Below are 22,348 nucleotides of genomic sequence, written 5' to 3'. Positions count from 1 at the left end.
TGGATGATGACTGTTTTGCGTGTGGAAAATGTCAGCAAGACCTTCGTTCTGCATCACCAAAACGGCGTGCGCCTGCCGGTGCTGCGCGAAACATCGCTCAGTGTCGGGGCCGGTGAATGTGTGGTGCTGCATGGCCATTCCGGCAGCGGGAAATCGACCCTGCTGCGTTCGCTGTACGCCAACTACCTGCCCGACGCCGGACATATTCATGTCAAACACGGCGATGAATGGGTGGATCTGGTGCAGGCTCCGGCGCGTAAAGTGCTGGAAGTGCGCCGTCACACCATTGGCTGGGTGAGCCAGTTTTTACGCGTTATTCCCCGCGTTAGCGCGCTGGATGTGGTAATGCAACCGCTGCTGGAACAGGGCATTGTCCGCGAACAGTGCGCACAAAAAGCGGGTGAACTGCTCACCCGGCTGAATGTGCCGGAACGCTTGTGGCATCTCGCTCCCGCCACCTTTTCCGGCGGTGAACAGCAGCGCGTTAATATCGCACGCGGGTTTATTGTCGACTACCCGATTTTGCTGCTCGATGAACCTACCGCTTCGCTGGATGAGAAAAACAGCGCCGCTGTCGTTGAACTGATCGCGCAGGCGAAAGCGCGCGGCGCAGCGATTGTCGGCATCTTTCACGATGGCGCCGTGCGCGAACATGTCGCCGACCGCCTCTACCCGATGGGGATCTCCGCATGATAATCAACAATGTAAAACTGATCCTCGAAGATGAGGTGATCAGCGGCTCGCTGGAAGTTCGTGACGGCGTAATTCGTGCTTTTGCCGAAACCCAAAGCCGCCAGCCCGGCGCGCATGATGGCGACGGCGGCTGGCTGATGCCTGGGCTTATTGAACTGCATACGGATAACCTGGATAAGTTCTTCACCCCGCGGCCGAAAGTGGACTGGCCCGCCCATTCCGCGATGAGCAGTCACGACGCGCTGATGGTCGCCAGCGGGATAACAACGGTGCTGGACGCGGTAGCGATTGGTGATGTGCGCGACGGCGGCGACCGGCTGGAGAATCTGGAAAAGATGATCAACGCCGTGGAAGATTCGCAAAAGCGCGGGTTGAACCGCGCCGAGCACCGCCTGCATCTGCGCTGCGAACTGCCGCATCACACCACTCTGCCGCTGTTTGAAAAACTGGTTGGCCGCGAGCCGGTCGCGCTGGTGTCGTTGATGGATCATTCGCCAGGACAGCGCCAGTACGCCAGCTATGAGAAGTATCGTGAATATTATCAGGGTAAATATCACCTCACCGATGAGCAGATGGATCAGTTCGAGCAGGAGCAACTGGCGCTCGCCGCACAGTGGTCGCAGCCCAACCGGTTAGCCATCGCCGCGATATGCAATGCGCGTAATCTGCCGCTAGCCAGCCACGATGACGCAACGCGCGAGCATGTTGTCGAATCGCACCAGCTCGGTAGCGTGATTGCTGAATTCCCGACCACTTTCACGGCGGCGGAAGCCTCGCGAGACCATGGATTAAGCGTGCTGATGGGCGCGCCCAATATCGTGCGCGGCGGTTCCCACTCCGGCAACGTGGCGGCACATAAGCTGGCGCAACTTGGCATGCTGGATATTTTGTCGTCCGACTACTACCCCGCCAGCCTGCTGGATGCGGTGTTTCGCGTAGCCAGCGATGAAGAGAATGATTTCAGCCTGGAGAAAGCGGTTCACCTGGTAACCAAAAACCCGGCACAGGCGCTGAATCTTAACGATCGCGGCGTGATCGCCGAAGGGAAGCGGGCGGATCTGGTGCTGGCGCACCACAAAGGCGACCACGTACGCATTGATCATGTCTGGCGCGAGGGGAAAAGGGTGTTCTGATGGGCAGACTGATCTGGTTAATGGGGCCGTCCGGCGCGGGCAAAGACTCGCTACTGGCGGCGCTGCGCCAGCGAGAGCATCCGCAATTACTGGTCGCGCACCGTTACATTACCCGCCCGGCCAGCGCCGGGAGCGAAAACCATATCGCGTTGAGTGAAAAAGAGTTTTTCACCCGTGCTGAGCAGCATCTGTTTACGCTGAGCTGGCATGCCAACGACTTTTATTACGGCATTGGCGCAGAGATAGACCTCTGGCTACAGGCCGGGTTTGATGTGGTGGTAAACGGTTCGCGCGGGCATCTGCAACAGGCGCAAGCGCAATATGGCGACACGCTGATGCCGGTGTACGTGCAGGTATCGCCCGGCATTTTGCGCCAACGCCTGGAAAAACGCGGGCGGGAGAGCCCCGCAGAGATTGAAGCGCGGCTGGAGCGCGCGGCGCGTTACCAGCCAGGCAATTGCCTGACACTGAATAACGATGGCAGTTTGCTACAGTCAGTAGAAGGACTGGTCATGCTGATTCGTGCGCAACAAGGGAAAAGCGCGTAATGATGTCGGCGTAGCGTTGCTGCGCCGGTTACGTTGACTCAACCGTTAAAGCGAGGCGCTATGAGCCTGACAATCACCCTCACCGGCACCGGCGGCGCACAACTGGTGCCGGTTTTTGGTTGCGACTGCGCAGCCTGCCGCCGTGCCCGTCAGAATGAAACCCATCGCCGTAAACCCTGTAGCGCCGTGGTGAAGTTTAACGACGCAGTGACCTTACTCGACGCCGGTATCCCCGATCTGATGGATACCTTTCCCGCCGGTCACTTTCAGCAGTTCCTGCTTACTCACTATCACATGGATCATGTGCAAGGGCTGTTTCCGTTGCGCTGGGGCGTGGGCGAGAAAATCCCGGTCTATGGCCCACCGGATGAACAGGGTTGCGACGATCTGTTTAAGCACCCCGGCCTGCTTGATTTCAGCCATACCGTTGAACCGTTTGTGGTGTTTGACCTGCAAGGTTTACAGGTGACGCCACTGCCGCTGAACCATTCGAAACTCACCTTTGGCTATTTGTTCGAATCGGCGCACAGCCGGGTGGCATGGCTGTCTGATACCGCCGGGTTACCGGACAAGACGTTAACGTTTCTGCTCAATAATCATCCACAAGTGGTGGTGATAGATTGTTCTTATGAACCACGTGCGCAAACGCCAAAAAATCACAGCGATTTGAACACGGTTATCGCCCTGAATGAGGTGATTGGCTGTCCAAGAGTTATCCTAACGCATATCAGTCATGTCTTTGATCAATGGATGATGAAAAACCCGCTGCCGACGGGGGTTGAAGCAGGGTATGATGGCATGCGGATTGTGCTGGATTAGACCGCATAATACCGATATATTCGTCGCATCTTTTCCGGTGGAAGCGGAATAAGCAGACGCAGCCTGTAAAGAGGTCGTTTGAGGGATTAAGCGTACAGACTCGAAGCAAAAAAAGTTGTTGCGCATAACGCAACGGGGTCTTACTTACCCGCGTGTGACCTGGCAGTTATTAGCACATCGCGGCTTTGACAGAGTATTGAGCTTGCCATGAATGTGCTTTTTATTTGTAGCCGAAACCAGTGGCGCAGCCCCACGGCTGAGCAGGTTTTTCGCCGCTACCCGGGGCTAAATGCCCGTTCCGCTGGCACGCAGCGCCAGGCGAGAAAAACCGTCTCCCCCGCCATTCTCTCCTGGGCGGATGTTATCTGCGTCATGGAAGAACATCACAAGAGCCGGATTCTGGAAGACTTCAGCCGCCTGGTGCAGCATAAACCGGTTTACGTGCTGGATATTCCTGACCATTACCACTTTATGGATCCGCAACTGATCGCGTTGCTGGAAGATGTTGTTCCGGCGCGTTTAGGTTTGCGCATCCCTGCGTAGCCGCGTTAGCGATAATCATCGTCTTCCAGCCTGCGCTGCTCATCTTCCAGCTGGCGTCGCTCGCGATCGAGCTGGCGCTGGCGGTCATCCAGTTGACGACGCCGATCCTCAAGCTGCTGATAACGGTCGTCGTACTGCCTGCGCTGATCGCGGCTTTGGTAGTCGTCATCGCGCCTGTCATCGCGGCTATCTGTGTTATACGCCTCGCCAATCGCCCGCTGGATATTACCAATCGCATCATCAATCACATCCGCGTGGGCAACCTGACCACTGAGTAAGAGAGCGCCGAGCACCAGCGCGTTCGCGTAACGTTTCATAAAGGCCAGCCTCAAATAGGGACGAGGCTTACGTTAATTCAGCCACACGTGCGCCGGGTAGCGGAGGAATCTCAAATCCACTACGCCGCAATGCGCCGCAGCGCCTGGGCGAGTTGTAGGCGGGTAAACGGTTTGCGCAACAGCTCGACATCCGGCAGCGCAGGGTTATGCGCCGGACGCAGATCCTGGCCGCTTATCAGCAACAGCGGCAGTTGCGGATAGTGCTGACGCGCAAGGTTAATCACTTCCGCCCCGCTTAACGTACCGGGCAACATCAGGTCACTAATCAGTGCGCCAATCTCCGGCGATGCGCTCAGTAGTTGCAACGCCTGCTCGCCGCTTTCGGCCTCCAGCGTTAGATACCCCAGCTCATGCAGCTGTTCACACAGCGTCTGGCGCACATCCGCTTCATCTTCCAGCACCAGAATCAGCGTGTCGCGGGTATCACGCGTTTGCGCCAAATCGGGTTCGGGATGATTGACCACCTGCACCGCCGCGCGTGGCAGTTGCAAACGCACCGTGGTGCCCTGCCCTGGCGCGCTTTCGATCTCTACCCGCCCGCCGGACTGACGGACAAAACCGTAAACCATCGACAGCCCTAACCCGCTGCCGCTGCCGGTCTGCTTGGTAGTGAAGAACGGTTCAAATACCTGTGCTTTCACCTCTTGCGACATCCCGCAGCCGTGATCCACCACTTCCAGCGCCACCATATCCTGCTTGCGCCCGTCGCTGCGGGTCACGCGCTGGTTCCAGGTGCGCACTTTGATAACGCCGCTCTCTCCTTCCATGGCATCGCGGGCGTTCATCACCAGGTTGATGATGGCGTTTTCCAGTTGTCCGACATCGATCCACGCGGGCCACGCCGGGTTCTGTGCCTCAATCTCCAGCGTCAATGTCGCCGGCAGGGAATGGCGCATCAGCTCGCCGAGGTTTTCCAGCAGCGGCTGCATCTCTACCGCGTGCGGATGCAGCGACTGCTTACGTGAAAACGCCAGCAGGCGCTGCGTGAGCAACGCCCCGCGCTCGGCGGCTTTCAGCGCCCGCGAAATACGTGGCGCATCCGGCGAACCGGGCGCGACCAGTTCGAGGCTGCCGATGATCACCGCCAGCAGGTTGTTAAAGTCGTGCGCCAGCCCACCGGTCAGTTGCCCGACCGCTTTCATCTTCTGGCTGTGCAGCAATGCGGCTTCCAGCCCTTTACGTTCGGTTCGGTCCAGCACCACGTTAACCATCCCGCGCCCTGGCACCGGGCTGAAGCGCAGCTCAATGGTGCGGTCATCCGCCAGCCGCAATTCTTGCGGTTTTGGCAGCGCCCGGGCGAGATTCTCCTGCACATGGTTGGGTAAATCACTTACCTGGTGCAGCAAACGCTGGTAATGCTGGCCGCGCTGAAGCGCATCGGCAGTTAACCCCAGCAGCAGCGGATATTGCGGGTTCCACACGACCAGACAGCCCTGGTTATCAAACAAGGCAAAGCCGTCGCGCATGGCGTGAAACGTGGTTTCCAGTTGCGTACTTTTCTCTTTCAGTAGCTTTGAGGTGTGCTCCAGCGAGGCGGTGTTGCGCGCAAAGACATTAAACGCCCGCGCCAGTTCGCCCAGCTCATCACGCCGCTGCAAACCCGGTACGGAAACGTCCTTTTCACCGTGCGCCAGCCGCGACATCGCGCGCGAAATCGCAGTTAAATTAGATCCCAGGTTACGGTAGATATACCAACCGGCAAAGCCGGTGATCACCAGCGCCAGCAGGGCGAAAACGCTGATAAACGCAATGATGGAACGCATCTCCTGGTGGCTCTGGGTGGTGCGCAGCTCAGAGGCGTTCGCCACTTCCGAGACATACTGGTTAATGTCGCTGTTGAGCAGCGCCACCAGCGCTTTGATGTGAAACATCGACCAGCTAATCGCCAGATCGCTCTCTTCCAGTTGCAGCGACAGCGGCTCCAGTTTGCGCAACTCGGCGCTGAAATCGGGCAGGATAAACGCCACCGTTGGGCTGGCGCTTTGCAGCGGTAATGTCTCCATCACTTCAGACAGTTGCTTGATGGTCGGGCGCGGGGAAGGCGTTTGAATAGCGGCGATGATGAGCCGGTCCATCTCTTCCAGCAGGCGGCTGTCGGGGATATTTCCCCCTTCCCGCGTATTTATCTCCTGTAAATGACGCAAATAACTTTGGCTCTGGTAGAGCGAGCTGAGCAGCGCATTACGCTCCAGGTGGCGGCGCTGTCCGCGTTGCAGCATCTCGGTGACGCTTTGCTGCAACTCATGGCTGCGCCGCGTGATCTGCGCCACCAGTTGCGGCTCCAGTTGCGCAAGCGGCGCGTTCGCCAGCTGGTTTAGCGAGTGTTGTAGCGCACTTTGCGTTGCTTTCAGCCGCTCGGCTTCACCTTTGTACTCCAGCGCGCCGACCACCTGCGATAAACGCACCGCCGCCGTGGCAACGTTGGCGGTATCGCGCGCCAGGTTCATGCTGCCGGTCATATCGTCCAGCGTCTGCTGTTGCACCTGTTCCTGGATCTGGCTGGCATGGCGAAAGCCAAGCACTGCCACGCCACACACCATTAAGGTCACGGCCACCACTAACACATTGAAAAACAGCAACCGCCCACGGGCGCTGGAAAAGAACGGATTCGCGCGATACGGCATAGTGGCTCCATAAGAGGCTCAACGCGGGTATGGGCGTCACTATGACAAATATGAACAGCTTCTGACATTGTGCATTTACGAACGTGTGATGAAGTGCGGATATCGTCCTTCCGAGGAGCCTGACATGAGCACAACGCCCGTTCTGGAGATGCGCAACATTGCCAAAGCGTTTGGCAAGTTTTACGCGCTCAAAGGGGTGGACCTGACGGTCTGGCCCGGCGAGATCCACGCGCTAATGGGGGAAAACGGCGCGGGGAAAAGCACGTTAATGAAAATTCTTGCCGGGGCGTACAGCGCCACCAGCGGCGAGATCCTGATTGACGGCCAGCCTTACAGTATCAAAGGCCCGAAAGACGCGCTGGCGGCGGGCATCACCTTGATTTACCAGGAGATGCAGCTCGCGCCCAATCTTACCGTCGCCGAAAACATCTTTCTCGGCAGCGAAATCGCCCGTGGCGGACTGGTGCAGCGCAAAGAGATGGCTACGCAAGCCCAGGCGGTAATCGATCGCCTTGGCGCCAATTTCAAAGCCACCGACCGGGTGATGACGTTAACCATCGCCGAACAACAGCAGGTGGAGATCGCCCGCGCATTGCACCGCAACAGCCGCATTCTGGTAATGGACGAACCCACCGCCGCCCTCTCCTCGCGTGAAACTCACCGCCTGTTTGAACTGATCCTGCGCCTGCGCGATCAAGGCATGGCGATTATCTACATCAGCCACCGCATGGCGGAAGTGTATGAGCTTTCCGATCGCGTCAGCGTGCTGCGCGACGGGCAATACGTCGGCAGCCTGACCCGCGACAAACTGAACGCCTCCGAGCTGGTGCGCATGATGGTCGGGCGACCACTCAGCGATCTGTTTAACAAAGAGCGCGATATTCCGCTCGGCAGCCCACGTCTGAGCATTCACCACCTGACGGATAACGAAAAGATCCAGCCGGTTAGCTTGCATGTCCGCGCCGGGGAGATCGTCGGTCTCGCCGGGCTGGTTGGTGCGGGGCGATCGGAACTGGCGCAGTTGATCTTCGGCGTGCGTAAAGCCACCGGCGGCATGATCGAAGTGGATGGCGAACCGGTGGTGATCCACTCCCCGCGCGCCGCCATTGATTTGGGCATCGGTTTTTTGACCGAAAACCGCAAAGAGCAAGGGCTGTTTCTCGAACTGGCGGCGCAGGAGAACATCACCATGGCGACGCTTGAGCGCGACGCCGCCTGGGGAATGCTCGATCGCAAAAAAGCGCAGTCGATCTCCGATGATGCCATCAAGCTGCTCAATATCCGCGTACCGCACGCGCAAGTACGGGCGGGCGGGCTTTCCGGCGGCAACCAACAGAAACTGCTGATCTCGCGCTGGGTGGCGATTGGCCCCCGCATTTTGATCCTCGACGAGCCAACGCGCGGCGTCGATGTCGGCGCGAAAAGCGAGATCTACCGGATCATGAACCAGATGGCGCGCAAAGGCGTGGCGATCCTGATGATCTCCAGTGAGTTACCGGAAGTGGTCGGCATGAGCGATCGCGTGTATGTGATGCGCGAAGGCGAGATTGCCGGTGAGTTACTCAACGGCGACATCACCCAGGAAAACATCATGACGCTGGCGACCGGCGTTAACGAATCCCTACATCCGGCGGTACACCATGACTGATTACAAAGAAAATACAGCCACCGAGGTCGCCAAATCGGCCTCCGCCAAAAAAATGTTAATGGGCGATCTGATGCAAACGGTCGGCATTCTGCCGATTTTGATCCTCATCGTCGCCGTGTTTGGCTTTATCGCGCCGAACTTCTTTACCGAAAGCAATTTACTGAATATCACCCGCCAGGCGTCGATCAACATCGTGCTGGCAGCAGGGATGACCTTCATCATTCTGACCGGCGGCATCGACCTGTCTGTCGGGTCGATCCTTGGTACTACAGCAGTGGCAGCAATGGTGGTGTCGTTGATACCGGAGCTCGCCATGCTGTCGGTGCCGGCGGCGCTGATGCTTGGCCTGGTGCTGGGGCTGTTTAACGGTGCGCTGGTGGCGTTCGCCGGGTTGCCGCCGTTTATCGTCACGCTCGGCACTTACACCGCGCTGCGCGGTGCGGCCTATCTGCTGGCTGACGGCACCACAGTGATTAACTCCGACATCAGTTTTGAGTGGATCGGCAATAACTATCTTGGCCCGGTGCCGTGGCTGGTGGTGATCGCGCTGGCAGTGATTGTGGTGTGCTGGTTTATCCTGCGCCGCACCACGCTTGGCGTACATATTTACGCGGTGGGCGGCAATATGCAGGCCGCACGCCTGACCGGCATCAAAGTGTGGCTGGTGTTGCTGTTCGTCTATGGCATGAGTGGGTTGCTTTCCGGTCTTGGCGGGGTGATGAGCGCCTCGCGCTTGTACAGCGCCAACGGCAACCTCGGCATGGGCTATGAGCTGGACGCCATCGCGGCGGTGATCCTCGGCGGTACCAGCTTTGTCGGCGGCATTGGCACCATCACCGGTACGCTGGTGGGGGCGCTGATTATCGCCACCTTAAACAATGGGATGACGCTGATGGGCGTCTCCTACTTCTGGCAATTGGTGATCAAAGGGGCGGTGATCATCATAGCGGTGCTGATCGACAAATACCGTACCCGACATCATCAGGCAGCATAACAATACCCTACAAAACAGCAACATAAGCGAGGATTACAGCATGCGTCTTAAACCTCTTGTCACTGCGCTCTGCGCGGGTGCTCTGCTGGCCAGCGCCCCGTTCGCGCAGGCCAAAGAACTGAAGTCCATCGGCGTGACGGTGGGCGATCTGGCCAACCCCTTCTTCGTGCAAATCACCAAGGGGGCGGAGCTGGAAGCGCGCAAACTGGCGGGCGATAAGGTCAAAGTGACGCTGGTTTCCAGCGGCTACGATCTCGGTCAGCAAGTGGCGCAGATTGACAACTTTATCGCCGCCAAAGTCGACATGATCATCCTCAACGCCGCAGACTCCAAAGGCATCGGCCCGGCGGTGAAACGGGCAAAAGACGCCGGGATCGTCGTCGTGGCGGTTGACGTGGCGGCGGAAGGCGCTGACGCCACCATCACTTCCGATAACACCCAGGCGGGTGAAATGGCGTGTAAATACATCACCGATCGTCTGAAAGGCAAAGGCAATGTGGTGATCATCAACGGGCCGCCGGTTTCCGCCGTACAGAACCGTGTCGAAGGTTGCCAGACCGAGTTTAAACGCCACCCGGACATCAAGGTGCTTTCCGATAACCAGAACGCCAAAGGCAGCCGTGAAGGCGGGCTGGAAGTGATGACCTCACTGCTTGCCGCTAACCCGAAAATCGACGGCGTGTTTGCGATTAACGATCCGACGGCGATCGGTGCCGATCTGGCTGCTAAACAGGCGCAACGCAACGAGTTCTTTATTGTTGGCGTCGACGGCAGCCCGGACGGTGAAGAGGCGCTGAAACGTAAGAACTCGCTGTTTGTCGCCACCCCGGCGCAGGATCCCCAAGTGATGGCCGCCCGCGCGGTGGAAATTGGTTATGACATCCTGCAAGGCAAACCCGCGCCGAAAGCGCCGGTGCTGATACCGGTGACCATGATCGATAAACAGAATGTCGGCAGTTACAAAGGCTGGACGGTGAAATAACGGTTTATCCCTCTCCCGCAAGGGAGAGGGAGTGCCAACACAGGGGATACCATGAAACGCTCCGCCATTAATGAGATTCTCGGCCATACACGACAGTTCTTCTCGATGCACGATGTGCATCTGCCTCCTTTTGCCAGTTTTCCGCCAACCAAATGGCAACAGCTGGACAGAGAGGCCTGGCGCGAAGTGTTCGATCTGAAGTTAGGCTGGGATGTCACCGCCTTCGGCAGTTCGAATTTCTACGCCCAGGGGCTGACGCTGTTTACGCTGCGCAACGGCTCGCCCAACGGCGCGCCCTATGAAAAATGTTATGCGGAAAAGATCATGCATGTGCGCGACGCACAGGTGACACCGATGCATTTTCACTGGCGCAAGCGCGAGGACATCATTAATCGCGGCGGCGGTAATTTAATTATTGAACTGTGGAACGCCGGAGCGAATGACGAGACGCTCAACACCGACGTTACCGTGGTCATTGATGGCTGCATTCAGACACACGCGGCGGGCAGCCAGCTGCGCCTCTCACCAGGGGAAAGTATTTGCCTGCCACCGGGGCTGTATCACAGCTTCTGGGGTGAACCCGGCTTCGGCGATGTGCTGGTCGGGGAAGTGTCGTCGGTAAACGATGACGAGCATGACAACCACTTCCTGAATGCCATGGATCGCTACAACAACATTCTGGAAGACGAACCGGCGCTGCTGGTGCTGTGCAACGAGTATCATCTGTTTCTGAGCTAAAGGAGTTTGCTATGCCGCTGATTTCTCTTGCCGAAGGCCTGACCCACGCCCGCGAACATCACTACGCCCTGGGCGCGTTCAACGTGCTCGACTCCCACTTTCTACGCGCCTTGTTCGCCGCCGCGAAACAGGAGCGCTCGCCGTTTATCATCAACATCGCCGAAGTGCATTTTAAGTACATCTCGCTGGACTCGCTGGTCGAAGCGGTGAAATTCGAGGCCGCCTGCAGTGACATTCCGGTGGTCTTAAATCTCGACCACGGGCTGCACTTTGAATCCGTGGTGCGCGCGCTGCGGCTCGGCTTTAGTTCGGTGATGTTCGATGGCTCCACGCTGGAGTACGAAGAGAATATTCGCCAGACGCGGGAAGTGGTGAAGATGTGCCATGCGGTGGGCGTGTCCGTTGAAGCCGAGCTGGGCGCGGTGGGCGGCGATGAAGGCGGTGCGTTGTACGGTCACGCCGATGAAGCCTGTTTCACCGATCCGGCGCTGGCGCGGGATTTTGTGGATCGCACCGGCATCGATACGCTGGCGGTCGCCATTGGTAACGCGCACGGCAAGTACAAAGGCGAGCCGAAACTCGATTTCGAACGTCTGGACGCCATTCGCCAGCAAACCGGCCTGCCGCTGGTGCTGCACGGCGGTTCCGGCATCAGCGATGACGATTTCCGCCGCGCCATCTCGCTCGGCATTCATAAAATCAATTTCTACACCGGCATGTCGCAAGCCGCGCTGGGCGCCATCGAGCAGCGCATGAGCAACCGCCAGCCGTTATATGATGAGTTCGCGCAGCTATTGCTCAGTGTTGAAGAAGCCATTACCGATACCGTCGCCGGGCAGATGCGCATCTTTGGCAGCGCGGGGCAACTGTGATGGAACGTAAAGGGGTTATCGCCGCCGGAAATATGCTGGTCGATCATGTCCACCAGATTGTGCAGTGGCCGGAGCGCGGCTGGCTGGCGGAAATCACCCACAGCGAGCGCTCCACCGGCGGTGCGCCGCTGAATGTCCTGCTGACGCTGGCGAAAATGCACGTTGGCCTGCCGCTACAGGCGGTCGGGCTGGTGGGCGAAGACAGCGACGGCGATTATATTCTGGCGATGCTGGAGCAGTACCACGTCAACCGCCAGCATGTACAGCGCACCACGTCGGCACCGACGTCCATGTCGCAGGTGATGACCGATCCTTCCGGGCAGCGCACCTTTTTCCACTCGCCGGGAGCCAATCGTCTGCTGGATCTGCCCGCCTTTGACGGGCTGGATGGCAGCATGAAGATTTTCCATCTCGGTTATTTACTGCTGCTCGACAGCCTGGATAAACCCGATGAGGAATTTGGCACCCGCAGCGCACGCCTGCTGGCGCAAATGCGCGAACAGGGCTTTGAAACCTCGCTCGATTTAGTGTCGCGTAAAGGCGATCCGCGCTATCAACCGCTGGTGCTGCCCTGCTTGCCGCATCTCGATTATCTGGTGATCAACGAACTGGAAGCGGGCGAGTTCAGCGGACTGGCAATGCGCACAGCCGACGACGGGCCGCATATCGACAATATCGCTCTCGCCGCAGCAAAACTGCTGGCGGCGGGCGTAAAACAGCGGGTGGTGATCCACTGCCCGGAAGGTGCCTGGGGTGAAGCACCCGGCGAAGCGGGCAACTGGGTACCTTCGCGGATGCTGAGCCAGGCCGAAATTATTGGCAGCGTGGGGGCGGGAGACGCCTTTTGCGCCGGTTTTTTATATGGTTGCCACGAAAGCTGGCCGCTGCAAAAAAGCATTTTGCTGGCGCATGCCTGCGCCCGCGCCAGCCTGCTGTGCGCCAACGCCATTGACGGCGCGAAAACGCTGGACGAGTTATTACAAGAGTGTTGAGGCTCAGGCGGCTTTATCACCGTGAGAAACGTCTGCGGCAAACACGTAACCAAGCCCGCGCAAGGTTTTGATCAACGCGGGTTGGTGAGGATTGGTTTCGATTTTGCGGCGCAGGCGCATAATCAACACGTCAATGGTGCGATCAAACACATCGACGCTTTCGCTGTGCGTCAGCTCCAGCAACTGTTCGCGATTCAGTACCCGACGCGCGTTTTGCACCAGCGCCAGCAATAAGCTGTACTCCCCTTGCGTCAACGCCACGCTCTGCTGCTGCGGGTTAAACAGCTCACAGCGCTCAGGATCGAGATGCCAGCCGTTAAAGACAAACCCCGGCGTTTTTATCGCGGTGGCTTCCGCCGCCAGCACGCCGGTACGCCGTAATACCGCTTTAACGCGCGCGACCAGCACACGCGCGTTAAAAGGTTTGCCAATGTAGTCATCGGCGCCCATTTCCAGGCCGACCACCACATCCGATTCGCTGCCCAGCCCGGTCAGCATCACCACCGGCAGCGACGGACGCAGTTTTTGCAACTGCTGTAATACCTGCAAGCCGTTGATATCCGGCAACATCATATCCAACAGCACCAGCGCGATATCCGCATGCTGCGCACAAAGGTTTACCGCATCACGCCCGTTATGGCAGGCGTAGACCGTAAAGACGTGCTCGTTGAGCACATCTTCCAGCAGTGAACACACCGCCGTATCGTCATCCACAACCAGAATCGCAGGTTTCATTATCCGCTTCCGCCAGGCTTTATTTGCTCATTCTGGCTCATTCTGTTGGCTGCGATTGATAAATGCAGCGACTAAATGCCGGATTTTTAACCGGGGTCACATCCACCTCGCCTTTCGACACGTCACTTTTGACGATGACCTGCGTTTCGTCAGTATTTTGACCAAATATCCGCCGTAATATCAGTGAATACCCCCAGCAACACTGTGGCATAGAAGATGCATAATCGGGGGCGATATTCTTAACTGGAGCGAAAGTGATGAAAAAAGTCGTCACGGTTTGCCCGTATTGCGCCTCAGGTTGCAAGATTCACCTGGTGGTCGATAACGGCAAAATCGTTCGGGCGGAGGCTGCGCAGGGCAAGACCAATCAGGGCACGCTCTGCCTGAAGGGTTATTACGGCTGGGATTTTATTAACGATACCCAGATTCTGACACCTCGCCTGAAAACCCCGATGATCCGTCGCCAGCGCGGCGGCAAACTGGAGTCGGTATCCTGGGATGAAGCGCTCGATTATGTCGCCGGTCGTCTGAGCGCCATCAAAGAGAACTACGGTCCGGATGCAATCCAGACCACCGGCTCTTCCCGCGGTACGGGTAATGAAACCAACTACATAATGCAAAAATTCGCGCGCGCCGTTATTGGTACCAATAACGTCGACTGCTGCGCTCGCGTCTGACACGGCCCATCGGTTGCAGGTCTGCACCAGTCGGTCGGTAATGGCGCGATGAGTAATGCCATTAATGAAATTGATAACACAGATTTAGTGTTTATCTTTGGTTACAACCCGGCGGATTCTCACCCGATCGTCGCTAATCATGTGATTCGCGCGAAACAAAACGGGGCGAAAATCATCGTCTGCGATCCGCGCAAAATCGAAACCGCGCGCATTGCTGATATGCACGTTGCATTGAAAAACGGGTCGAACATCGCCCTGCTCAACGCAATGGGGCATGTCATTATTGAGGAAAAGCTGTACGACGAAGCGTTTGTCGCCAATCGTACCGAAGGGTTTGAAGAGTACCGGAAAATCGTTGAAGGCTATACGCCGGAATCGGTCGAGGAGATCACCGGCGTCACTGCGCAGGAGATCCGCCAGGCCGCCCGTATGTATGCCGGTGCGAAAACCGCCGCCATTCTGTGGGGCATGGGCGTGACCCAGTTCTACCAGGGGGTGGAAACCGTGCGTTCGCTGACCAGCCTCGCGATGCTGACGGGCAACCTCGGCAAAGCGCACGTTGGGGTGAACCCGGTGCGTGGTCAGAACAACGTACAGGGTGCCTGCGATATGGGCGCGTTACCGGATACCTACCCGGGTTACCAGTACGTGAAAGAGGAGGCGCACCGCGAGAAATTCGCCAAAGCCTGGGGCGTTGAAAGCCTGCCTGCGCATACCGGTTATCGCATCAGCGAACTGCCGCACCGCGTTGAGCATGGCGAAGTCCGCGCCGCCTACATCATGGGCGAAGATCCGCTTCAGACCGATGCCGAGCTTTCAGCGGTACGTAAGGCGTTTGAAGGGCTGGAACTGGTGATTGTGCAGGACATTTTCATGACCAAAACCGCAGCCGCGGCGGACGTCATCCTGCCGTCGACCTCCTGGGGTGAGCACGAAGGTGTGTATACCGCAGCGGATCGCGGCTTCCAGCGCTTCTTTAAAGCGGTGGAACCGAAGTGGGATCTGAAAACGGACTGGCAAATCATCAGCGAGATTGCCACCCGGATGGGCTATCCGATGCATTACAACAACACGCAGGAAATCTGGGATGAATTGCGTCATCTCTGCCCGGACTTCTACGGCGCCACCTACGAAAAAATGGGGGAGCTGGGCTACATTCAGTGGCCGTGTCGTGACACGTCGGATACCGATCAAGGCACGTCGTATCTGTTCAAAGAAAAATTCGACACGCCGAATGGGCTGGCGAAGTTCTTCACCTGCGACTGGGTCGCGCCAATGGATAAACTCAACGAAGAGTATCCAATGGTGCTTTCCACCGTGCGTGAAGTGGGTCACTACTCCTGCCGTTCAATGACCGGTAACTGCGCCGCGCTCGCCGCGCTGGCGGATGAACCGGGTTATGCGCAAATCAACACGGCCGACGCTGCAAGGCTTGGCATTGAAGATGAAGCGCTGGTGTGGGTGAACTCGCGCAAAGGCAAAATCATTACGCGTGCGCAGGTCAGCGAGCGTCCGAATAAAGGCGCGGTATATATGACCTACCAGTGGTGGATTGGTGCCTGTAACGAGCTGGTGACGGAGAACTTAAGCCCGATTACCAAAACGCCGGAGTACAAATACTGCGCCGTGCGCGTGGAGCCGATCGCCGATCAGCGCGCCGCCGAGCAGTATGTAATAGATGAGTACAACAAACTGAAGACTCGCCTGCGCGAAAGCGCAATGGGTTAAGCGGTTAATGCGGGGTGTTCATCACCCCGCATTTTTTCAGATCTCTTTGGTAAAACAGCCAAACCAGAAGCCATTTTCGCGTTCGAACTTTTCATCGCCGAAAGCGCGAGTATGCTCGGAAACCACATCCAGACAGCAAACAGACAACCCCGCCAGATAGCGTTTCAGCTCATCCGCCGAATAGGCTTTTTCAATCATGTTGTCGAACTTACGTTTAAACAAGCCCGGCTCATCCAGCGTTACATCGACGACTTTATCGTTAACTACCGCCTGGTTACTGACTGCGAGGAAAAAATAAGCACCGCCCGGTTTCAGCAACCTGACTACGTTGCTGAAATAAGCGACTCGTACCGCTTCATCGGGAATAAAGGTGATGGCGGACATAATATCGAAAATGCAATCAAAATGAGCATTCGGAAAGGGTAAATCCCCCGCCGCGTTGGCCTTGATAAGTTGTACAATACCTTTTTGTTGATAATCGCTTAGCAACTCGGCTGTTTTATTAATTGCGACATCGGTCTGATCAATACCAACATAATTATCAGAAAAACCATGTGTAATCAGGTAATGAAGATTGCGGCCAAATCCACAGCCAATTTCAAGCGTATTGACGGTAGTCGAGTCAGTTTGTATATATTCCAGACTTTCGTAAATTCGTCTTATTGCGTAACTGGGTGTGGTGCGCACACTTTGATCCGCCGATTTTTTATGTAACTCTTCCCATTTATTTTTATTTTGCTGGCTGCGCTTATTTGATGCAAAGATATCCATGGAATTCACCGTATTTCATGATCGTGGCAATTTGTTTAAACCCGACTTCCGCAAGGATTTTTCTATTTTCCCGCTCGGTGCAAGGCCGCATCACTCCTTCGAGGCTAAATTTCTTAGCGATAATCTCATCAATCGAAAAGCCTCGTGATAGCTTAAATTTTAGATAGCAAGACTCTATCATTTCATTTATTTTTGAATCGTCAATAACCTCTTTTTCAAAAATAATCAGCGCGCCTCCAGGAATTAATGCGTCGTATAATTTTTCATACGCTATTATGCGCTTAGTCAAGGGAATAAATTGCAAGCAGTAATAAGAGGCGATAAAGTCGCACGCTTCCATATCGATATTTTCAATGGTGTCATGCACATATTCAATGGGTAAACTACCGGTTCTTTTTTTTGCCTGCACGATCATATTCTGCACCGGCTCAACGCCAATAAACCGTGTCGCTGTTTTTTGACTATGACGGGTATAGATTTTATGAATCAGTGCGCCGGTGGAGCAGCCGATTTCATAAAACACGGAACCTTCTTTAATAAAGAAATCGCTTAAAAAACCAATAAGCTCATGGCCCTCCTGATAAACTGGCACCGACATTTGCACATGTTCATCAAAATGGCTGGCGACATCGTTATCAAAAGACCATTGTTTTCCGGTTGATATCGAAATACTGTTACCCACTTCCATGTTAATACTCCCGATTAAGAAGAAAGAGTGAAAGGACAATCAGGCATCCGCCGATAATAAGTTGGATGGAGAGACCATCATGCAAGGTGAAAATAGAAAAGATCGTTGAAAAGAGAGGAACCAGAAACAGAAAACCGCTGGCAAGGGTTGCGCCACCCTGCCGTAGTGCTGAAAACCATAAACCGAACGAGCCAACGCTGGCCGGTAAAATAAGCCAAATAAACCACACCCAGCCCCAGGTTTGTAAATCGCCGATGTCATATTTTTCATGTCTTATCCAGGCGATGATCAACATAAACAGCGCGCCGAGAAAAAGCTGCCAGCCGGTAAATACCCAGCTATCTTTATCAAAAACAAATCGCTTACTCACGACCGTGCATACCGCCCAGCATATCGATCCTAAAAACGCATAAAATAAACCGGTTCCGCCTTTAACGCTCTCAAGCCCCAGGCAAACAATGACACCCGCAACACCGATGACCAGTGAGATAATTTTTCGCTTGTTTAATTTATCGTGCAGTAAATAATGCGCCAATATCGCAAGCCACAGAGGATTGGTAAAAAGAATAATAGAAGACATGGATGAGGTAACGCTCTCCAGCGCCAGATTGAGAAAACCCATTGTCCCTGTCGTTTGCAACGCACCGACGACCGCAGTTAAAAGCAGCCCCTTCGCGACAGAACCTTCACTGGTCGGGATGATAGCCTGAATGCCACGGGTAAAGATGGGAATTAATAGCATAAAAAGCCCGGCCGCCATAAACCGCCAACCGCCCATTAAAAATGGCGGCATGTTTTCATAAGAGATTAAGTATTTCCCGGTTGGAAAAGAAGACCCCATACAGAGGGTCGCAATAACGACTTTTATCAGAAAGTTCATATTTCTCGTGGTCACACCGCTTTCCTTTTATCAATATAGCCAATGGCAAACAATAAAACGGATGAAAGAGCAATAACGAGCATGGAGAGAAAGACATAATCCAGCTGCCTGAAAAAAGCAGCAGCGGTAAACAGATACTGAATAATAACCAGCGCCAGCAGAAGTTTTCGGATAAATGCATCTCCATGCCGAACAGAAAAAAGAATACCTAAAGGTGCAAAAATAATGACCACCGGAATCGTTGCACTAAGATATTTTAACGTCTGCATATTCACATTACCGGCACTGATATTTAACGCTGTCGCAAAGATGGATATCAATGCCATCACAATAACCGCAGAAGGTGTTGCCACAGATTCGGTGCGGGAGAACATTAAAATCAAAACACAAAAAAAGACCACATCGATGCCATTACCAATCCATGACGTTACAATCCCCCCCGCAAAGCAAATAGCGATAAATAGCAGTAATCGCCAGCCTCTCGCGTGGGTAATTCCAACAGTCTGCGAAATGGTTTTTTTCCTTCGGACGACAAAAATCGCTGCGCCAAAAGCAAGCCAGAATGAGGAGAAAAAAACTTTTAAGCCTGCGGATGAAAAGGGATTGGGAATATAAAATAACGCCAGCAGATAGCCCAAAAAGCTGGTTATTACACACCAGGTTATCAGAAATTTATCCACCGGTATCTTCCGGGTAACTATCGCTAAAGAAGACGCCGTCATGCCAAACGATTGCATAGCAAGGCAAAAAACAGCGGCCTCTTTCGCGGGGATCTGCTTGATAAATGTCAGTACCGGAAACGCCACCACACCACCGCCGACCGGTGTGGCACTGCCGACAAATGCGCCGACCATCATGGCGAGACTTAAAATATAATTCTCAGCAATACTAACAAAGCCAGTAATATAAACCGTCAATAAAAGCCATAAAATTAAAGCAAAAAATCTGAAAAAGAGGAGGGAGTCCTTATATAGAGGTCGTTGTAAGAACATTATGACTGCCTTGTCTGTTCTGAATTGCGGTATTCTTTACGAACAAACACATAAATGTTTAATTCTTTAATGAACTATGAACGTCATGACAGAGCAACTTCCTAATTTTAGTCGATTGGCTTGTTTATTAGCAGATGCGAGCCGGGCAAGAATGCTCTGCGCGTTAATGGATAATAACCGGCTCACCGCGTCGCAATTAGCTATCATCGCCGGGCTTTCCCCTCAATCGACGAGTAATCATCTGGCGAAACTTATCCATTGCCGCGTCGTTGCCTTTGATAAAATTGGCCGCAACCGTTATTACCGGCTTTATAACTCGCTGATTGCCCAGGCGATAGAATCAATGATGGTCGCCACCTATGCTGATAGCAATTTTCAGGAACGCATCAAACCCAGCGGGTTCAAGAAAATGTGTTATGCCAGAACCTGCTACGACCATATTGCCGGACATGTCGGCGTGACCATCTACGAGCACCTTTGCCAACAAAAAGTGCTCGAGGCCGCGGAGGGAAACCTTGCCATTAGCGCCGCTGGCGATACGTGGTTCAGCACACACTTAGGCATTGATACTCACGCGCTTAGCCATTCTCGCCGGGCGCTGGTGATCCCCTGCATGGACTGGAGCGAACAGAGTTACCATCTTTCGGGAGAGCTCGGCGCGCATCTCTTTAACGCGCTGCTCAGGAAGCGTTTTATCATCAAAACCAATGAGGCACGTATTTTGACCGTCACCCCTGCCGGGAAAGCGTTTTTGCAACGCAGCCTGGGTATTCATAACATTGATGATGAGTGATGTGCCGTCTGTCGGCCCTCACCGCCTGCGCCAGCCCGTCGCGAAATACCTTCACCGCCGGGCGCACAGGAGAAGCTGCATATGACCGATCACGTTTTGTCCCTGCACATAACGCACAATGACCCCGCCCTGCCCGCCCGTTACCATCAATGTTGAAACCCTGCTGAGCATCCGGCCGGATACATATAGAGGTAGCGTGATGGGATGTTCGATCAGAGCGTTAATGAGCGAGCGGCGTCGTTTGACAGGCAAGGCGGGTAAGCCCGCCTGATGTAAAAATCCCTCCATGAAGGAGGGATTGAGAAAGTTACTGATCGGCAGTCTTATCAAATTTGCCCAACATTTCGCGCTCGTAAGCGCGCGCTTTTTTGCGGTCAAACTTGTGCTCCCACTTGGCGATCACCAGCACCGCCAGCGCATTCCCCACCACATTCAGCGCGGTACGTGCCATATCGAGGATACGGTCAACACCAGCGATAAACGCCAGGCCTTCCAGCGGAATACCGACGCTACCCAGCGTTGCCAGCAGTACCACGAAGGAGACGCCCGGCACACCCGCAATACCTTTCGAGGTGACCATCAGCGTCAGCACGAGGATGATTTCCTGCCACAGCGACAGGTCAATGCCATACAGCTGAGCAATAAAGATCGCCGCAATACTCTGGTACAGCGTCGAACCATCAAGGTTAAAGGAATAACCGGTCGGCACCACGAAACTGGTGATCGACGCCGGCGCGCCATAGGCTTCCATTTTCTCGATAATACGCGGCAGCACGCTTTCCGAGCTGGCGGTGGAGTACGCCAGGATCAGCTCATCTTTCAGGATGCGGATCAAAATCCAGATGCTCAGACCGCACACGCGCGCCACAATGCCCAGCACCACCAGCGCAAAGAACAGAATGGCGAAATAGACCAGGATAACCAGCTTTGCCAGCGGCCACAGCGAAGCGAAACCAAAGTTCGCCACCGTTACAGAGATCAGCGCAAACACGCCGACCGGCGCATAACGCATCACCATATGGGTGACTTTAAACATGGTTTCGGAAATAGAACGGAACACGGTGACCAGCGGCTCGCGGTGCGAAGCTGGCAGGGAAGAGAGCCCCAAACCAAACAGCACCGAGAAGAAGATGATCGGCAGCATATCGCCCTTCGCCATCGACGCGATGATATTGGTCGGCACCAACGATAAAATCGTCCCCATCAGGCCGTGGGCGTGGCTTTGCACATCCGCGGTGGTGCTTTGGTATTTCGAAATATCCACCGTCGCCAGCTGCGACATATCAATTCCCGCGCCTGGCTGGAACACATTCGCCATCGTGATGCCGAGAATAATCGCCACCGTAGTGATCACTTCGAAATAGATGATGGTCTTCGCGCCGATACGGCCAAGCTGTTTCGCGTCGCCAACGCCTGCAATGCCGACAATCAGTGTCGAGATAACAATCGGCACGACAATCATTTTGATCAAATGGATAAAGATATCGCCCGCCGGAGACAGGAGATTCGCAATCAGCCATTCGCGGCTGTCGCTGTGGTAGTGCAGATAACTACCCAGAAGAATACCCAGCACAAGGGCTAGCAGAATCTGCCAGGCCAGGCTGATTTTCATGTTTTTCATAACTACAGACATCCTCAATGAAGCGCCATTCCAGGCAAGGAACGACACATACTGAAAGGGTATGATTAGCGTCGCACAGTATTGCGGGGTTTTTTAACGCGCATTATCAGTATCATTTGCAGGGTGTAACGCGCAACCCTATACCGGGAGGGGGTTTGACTGAATTTTTACTCAAAAACCGTCTTTTATTTCAGTTATGACAAATAACTCTTTGTTATGAAAAACTTTTCACTATCGGCAAATCCAATATTTACCATCGGAAATTATTGTGGGTAATTCGTTTATTTGCGCATTTTTTAATCACGAAAAATGTCTCATAAGCCAATTTCTAACGTTATTTCGTCTGCGATTCCTTGTTAATGCAGTGAATAATTCATCATCGTAACCATTACCACCCTACTGGTTACGTGATGGATTTTCATAGGCTTGCAACAGCCTGCTTTTTAACGCCGGTAGTAAGCGTAATCGAATTGTCACCTTCCATAACTTGCTGTTATGAAGCGTCTTTCTTGCCGTTCCACCTTTTTGCGTTCTTTCGC

At 54.7% G+C, this 22,348-nt stretch carries 21 protein-coding genes; 13 read left to right on the top strand and 8 right to left on the bottom strand.

What is annotated here, in order from left to right; all coding sequences use genetic code 11:
* Positions 1 to 6 precede the first annotated feature (6 nt).
* From phnL to O3S68_RS20625, 5 genes are all read left to right on the top strand, one after another.
* Positions 7 to 693, top strand: coding sequence for a phosphonate C-P lyase system protein PhnL (gene phnL, locus O3S68_RS20645; RefSeq protein WP_045511853.1), 687 nt, complete (start codon positions 7 to 9; stop codon positions 691 to 693).
* Positions 690 to 1,826, top strand: a complete 1,137-nt coding sequence (gene phnM / locus O3S68_RS20640; RefSeq protein WP_097406589.1) for an alpha-D-ribose 1-methylphosphonate 5-triphosphate diphosphatase — start codon at positions 690 to 692, stop codon at positions 1,824 to 1,826. Before phnL ends, phnM begins: the two co-directional genes overlap by 4 nt.
* A complete protein-coding gene (gene phnN / locus O3S68_RS20635; protein ID WP_161796285.1) occupies positions 1,823 to 2,374 on the top strand; it encodes a ribose 1,5-bisphosphokinase in 552 nt (183 codons plus the stop codon). The genes phnM and phnN overlap by 4 nt, the downstream gene beginning before the upstream one ends.
* Positions 2,375 to 2,434: 60 nt before the next feature.
* Positions 2,435 to 3,193, top strand: coding sequence for a phosphonate metabolism protein PhnP (gene phnP / locus O3S68_RS20630; RefSeq protein ID WP_269232369.1), 759 nt, complete (start codon positions 2,435 to 2,437; stop codon positions 3,191 to 3,193).
* A gap of 207 nt (positions 3,194 to 3,400) precedes the next feature.
* Positions 3,401 to 3,736: a low molecular weight protein tyrosine phosphatase family protein gene (locus O3S68_RS20625; protein ID WP_020456181.1), complete on the top strand. Its 336-nt coding sequence runs from the start codon at positions 3,401 to 3,403 to the stop codon at positions 3,734 to 3,736.
* A 5-nt stretch (positions 3,737 to 3,741) separates the two neighbouring features.
* Here O3S68_RS20625 and yjdP read toward each other — a convergent pair whose 3' ends face one another.
* A complete protein-coding gene (gene yjdP, locus O3S68_RS20620; RefSeq protein WP_020456180.1) occupies positions 3,742 to 4,053 on the bottom strand; it encodes a DDRRRQL repeat protein YjdP in 312 nt (103 codons plus the stop codon).
* A gap of 80 nt (positions 4,054 to 4,133) precedes the next feature.
* On the bottom strand, positions 4,134 to 6,698 hold the full coding sequence (locus O3S68_RS20615; protein WP_269232368.1) for an ATP-binding protein: 2,565 nt from the start codon (positions 6,696 to 6,698) through the stop codon (positions 4,134 to 4,136).
* Between the two features lie 124 nt (positions 6,699 to 6,822).
* Between O3S68_RS20615 and O3S68_RS20610 the strand changes: the two genes are divergently transcribed.
* Genes O3S68_RS20610 through O3S68_RS20585 form a run of 6 tightly spaced genes read left to right on the top strand, consistent with a single transcriptional unit; the run spans position 6,823 to position 12,924 of the window.
* Positions 6,823 to 8,346: a sugar ABC transporter ATP-binding protein gene (locus tag O3S68_RS20610; RefSeq protein WP_269232367.1), complete on the top strand. Its 1,524-nt coding sequence runs from the start codon at positions 6,823 to 6,825 to the stop codon at positions 8,344 to 8,346.
* Complete coding sequence (locus O3S68_RS20605; RefSeq protein WP_160271328.1) at positions 8,339 to 9,340, top strand: ABC transporter permease subunit; 1,002 nt, start codon at positions 8,339 to 8,341, stop codon at positions 9,338 to 9,340. Before O3S68_RS20610 ends, O3S68_RS20605 begins: the two co-directional genes overlap by 8 nt.
* Before the next feature lie 40 nt (positions 9,341 to 9,380).
* The gene (locus O3S68_RS20600) at positions 9,381 to 10,322 is read left to right on the top strand and encodes an ABC transporter substrate-binding protein (protein ID WP_017459503.1); all 942 of its coding nucleotides are present in this window, start codon (positions 9,381 to 9,383) and stop codon (positions 10,320 to 10,322) included.
* 51 nt (positions 10,323 to 10,373) lie between these two features.
* Complete coding sequence (locus O3S68_RS20595) at positions 10,374 to 11,060, top strand: D-lyxose/D-mannose isomerase (protein WP_045511839.1); 687 nt, start codon at positions 10,374 to 10,376, stop codon at positions 11,058 to 11,060.
* Between the two features lie 11 nt (positions 11,061 to 11,071).
* A complete protein-coding gene (locus O3S68_RS20590) occupies positions 11,072 to 11,932 on the top strand; it encodes a ketose 1,6-bisphosphate aldolase (RefSeq protein WP_269232366.1) in 861 nt (286 codons plus the stop codon).
* Positions 11,932 to 12,924 carry a carbohydrate kinase family protein gene (locus O3S68_RS20585; RefSeq protein ID WP_269232438.1) on the top strand — a complete coding sequence of 331 codons (993 nt, stop codon included), beginning with the start codon at positions 11,932 to 11,934 and terminating at the stop codon, positions 12,922 to 12,924. Before O3S68_RS20590 ends, O3S68_RS20585 begins: the two co-directional genes overlap by 1 nt.
* A gap of 3 nt (positions 12,925 to 12,927) precedes the next feature.
* On the opposite strand, the gene O3S68_RS20580 is transcribed toward O3S68_RS20585, so the two are convergent.
* Positions 12,928 to 13,659 (bottom strand): response regulator, encoded by a 732-nt coding sequence (locus O3S68_RS20580; protein WP_020456173.1) that lies wholly within the window; start codon positions 13,657 to 13,659, stop codon positions 12,928 to 12,930.
* Between the two features lie 257 nt (positions 13,660 to 13,916).
* Here O3S68_RS20580 and fdhF point away from each other — a divergent pair, with 257 nt between their 5' ends.
* On the top strand, positions 13,917 to 16,064 hold the full coding sequence (gene fdhF / locus O3S68_RS20575) for a formate dehydrogenase subunit alpha (protein WP_269232365.1): 2,148 nt from the start codon (positions 13,917 to 13,919) through the stop codon (positions 16,062 to 16,064).
* A gap of 36 nt (positions 16,065 to 16,100) precedes the next feature.
* Here the strand turns inward: fdhF and O3S68_RS20570 are convergent, their stop codons facing one another.
* Genes O3S68_RS20570 through O3S68_RS20555 form a run of 4 tightly spaced genes read right to left on the bottom strand, consistent with a single transcriptional unit; the run spans position 16,101 to position 19,395 of the window.
* Positions 16,101 to 16,835 (bottom strand): class I SAM-dependent methyltransferase, encoded by a 735-nt coding sequence (locus tag O3S68_RS20570; protein WP_045511834.1) that lies wholly within the window; start codon positions 16,833 to 16,835, stop codon positions 16,101 to 16,103.
* Complete coding sequence (locus tag O3S68_RS20565; protein ID WP_269232364.1) at positions 16,813 to 17,523, bottom strand: methyltransferase domain-containing protein; 711 nt, start codon at positions 17,521 to 17,523, stop codon at positions 16,813 to 16,815. The genes O3S68_RS20570 and O3S68_RS20565 overlap by 23 nt, the downstream gene beginning before the upstream one ends.
* Position 17,524: 1 nt before the next feature.
* Entirely contained in the window at positions 17,525 to 18,418 is an 894-nt protein-coding gene (locus O3S68_RS20560) for a DMT family transporter (protein ID WP_233500388.1), read from the bottom strand.
* Positions 18,415 to 19,395 (bottom strand): sulfite exporter TauE/SafE family protein, encoded by a 981-nt coding sequence (locus tag O3S68_RS20555; protein ID WP_269232363.1) that lies wholly within the window; start codon positions 19,393 to 19,395, stop codon positions 18,415 to 18,417. Before O3S68_RS20555 ends, O3S68_RS20560 begins: the two co-directional genes overlap by 4 nt.
* An 85-nt stretch (positions 19,396 to 19,480) precedes the next feature.
* On the opposite strand from O3S68_RS20555, the gene O3S68_RS20550 reads away from it, so the two are divergent.
* Positions 19,481 to 20,188, top strand: coding sequence for an ArsR/SmtB family transcription factor (locus O3S68_RS20550; RefSeq protein WP_269232362.1), 708 nt, complete (start codon positions 19,481 to 19,483; stop codon positions 20,186 to 20,188).
* Positions 20,189 to 20,495: 307 nt separating this feature from the next.
* On the opposite strand, the gene gltP is transcribed toward O3S68_RS20550, so the two are convergent.
* Positions 20,496 to 21,809 carry a glutamate/aspartate:proton symporter GltP gene (gene gltP / locus O3S68_RS20545; protein ID WP_020456165.1) on the bottom strand — a complete coding sequence of 438 codons (1,314 nt, stop codon included), beginning with the start codon at positions 21,807 to 21,809 and terminating at the stop codon, positions 20,496 to 20,498.
* Between the last annotated feature and the right edge of the window lie 539 nt (positions 21,810 to 22,348).

The sequence above is a fragment of the Kosakonia sp. SOY2 genome (genome assembly GCF_027109175.1).
Classification (GTDB): Bacteria; Pseudomonadota; Gammaproteobacteria; order Enterobacterales; family Enterobacteriaceae; genus Kosakonia.
This window is presented reverse-complemented; position numbering and strand designations above follow the sequence as displayed.

Coding starts and splice junctions, on each gene's coding strand:
- phnM (WP_097406589.1), top strand. CDS start 690: ATGATAATCAACAATGTAAAACTGATCCTCGAAGATGAGGTGATCAGC.
- O3S68_RS20590 (WP_269232366.1), top strand. CDS start 11,072: ATGCCGCTGATTTCTCTTGCCGAAGGCCTGACCCACGCCCGCGAACAT.
- O3S68_RS20580 (WP_020456173.1), bottom strand. CDS start 13,659: ATGAAACCTGCGATTCTGGTTGTGGATGACGATACGGCGGTGTGTTCA.
- O3S68_RS20550 (WP_269232362.1), top strand. CDS start 19,481: ATGACAGAGCAACTTCCTAATTTTAGTCGATTGGCTTGTTTATTAGCA.
- phnP (WP_269232369.1), top strand. CDS start 2,435: ATGAGCCTGACAATCACCCTCACCGGCACCGGCGGCGCACAACTGGTG.
- O3S68_RS20555 (WP_269232363.1), bottom strand. CDS start 19,395: ATGTTCTTACAACGACCTCTATATAAGGACTCCCTCCTCTTTTTCAGA.
- O3S68_RS20595 (WP_045511839.1), top strand. CDS start 10,374: ATGAAACGCTCCGCCATTAATGAGATTCTCGGCCATACACGACAGTTC.
- gltP (WP_020456165.1), bottom strand. CDS start 21,809: ATGAAAAACATGAAAATCAGCCTGGCCTGGCAGATTCTGCTAGCCCTT.
- O3S68_RS20615 (WP_269232368.1), bottom strand. CDS start 6,698: ATGCCGTATCGCGCGAATCCGTTCTTTTCCAGCGCCCGTGGGCGGTTG.
- O3S68_RS20565 (WP_269232364.1), bottom strand. CDS start 17,523: ATGGAAGTGGGTAACAGTATTTCGATATCAACCGGAAAACAATGGTCT.
- O3S68_RS20625 (WP_020456181.1), top strand. CDS start 3,401: ATGAATGTGCTTTTTATTTGTAGCCGAAACCAGTGGCGCAGCCCCACG.
- O3S68_RS20570 (WP_045511834.1), bottom strand. CDS start 16,835: ATGGATATCTTTGCATCAAATAAGCGCAGCCAGCAAAATAAAAATAAA.
- O3S68_RS20605 (WP_160271328.1), top strand. CDS start 8,339: ATGACTGATTACAAAGAAAATACAGCCACCGAGGTCGCCAAATCGGCC.
- yjdP (WP_020456180.1), bottom strand. CDS start 4,053: ATGAAACGTTACGCGAACGCGCTGGTGCTCGGCGCTCTCTTACTCAGT.
- phnL (WP_045511853.1), top strand. CDS start 7: ATGACTGTTTTGCGTGTGGAAAATGTCAGCAAGACCTTCGTTCTGCAT.
- O3S68_RS20600 (WP_017459503.1), top strand. CDS start 9,381: ATGCGTCTTAAACCTCTTGTCACTGCGCTCTGCGCGGGTGCTCTGCTG.
- O3S68_RS20585 (WP_269232438.1), top strand. CDS start 11,932: ATGGAACGTAAAGGGGTTATCGCCGCCGGAAATATGCTGGTCGATCAT.
- O3S68_RS20610 (WP_269232367.1), top strand. CDS start 6,823: ATGAGCACAACGCCCGTTCTGGAGATGCGCAACATTGCCAAAGCGTTT.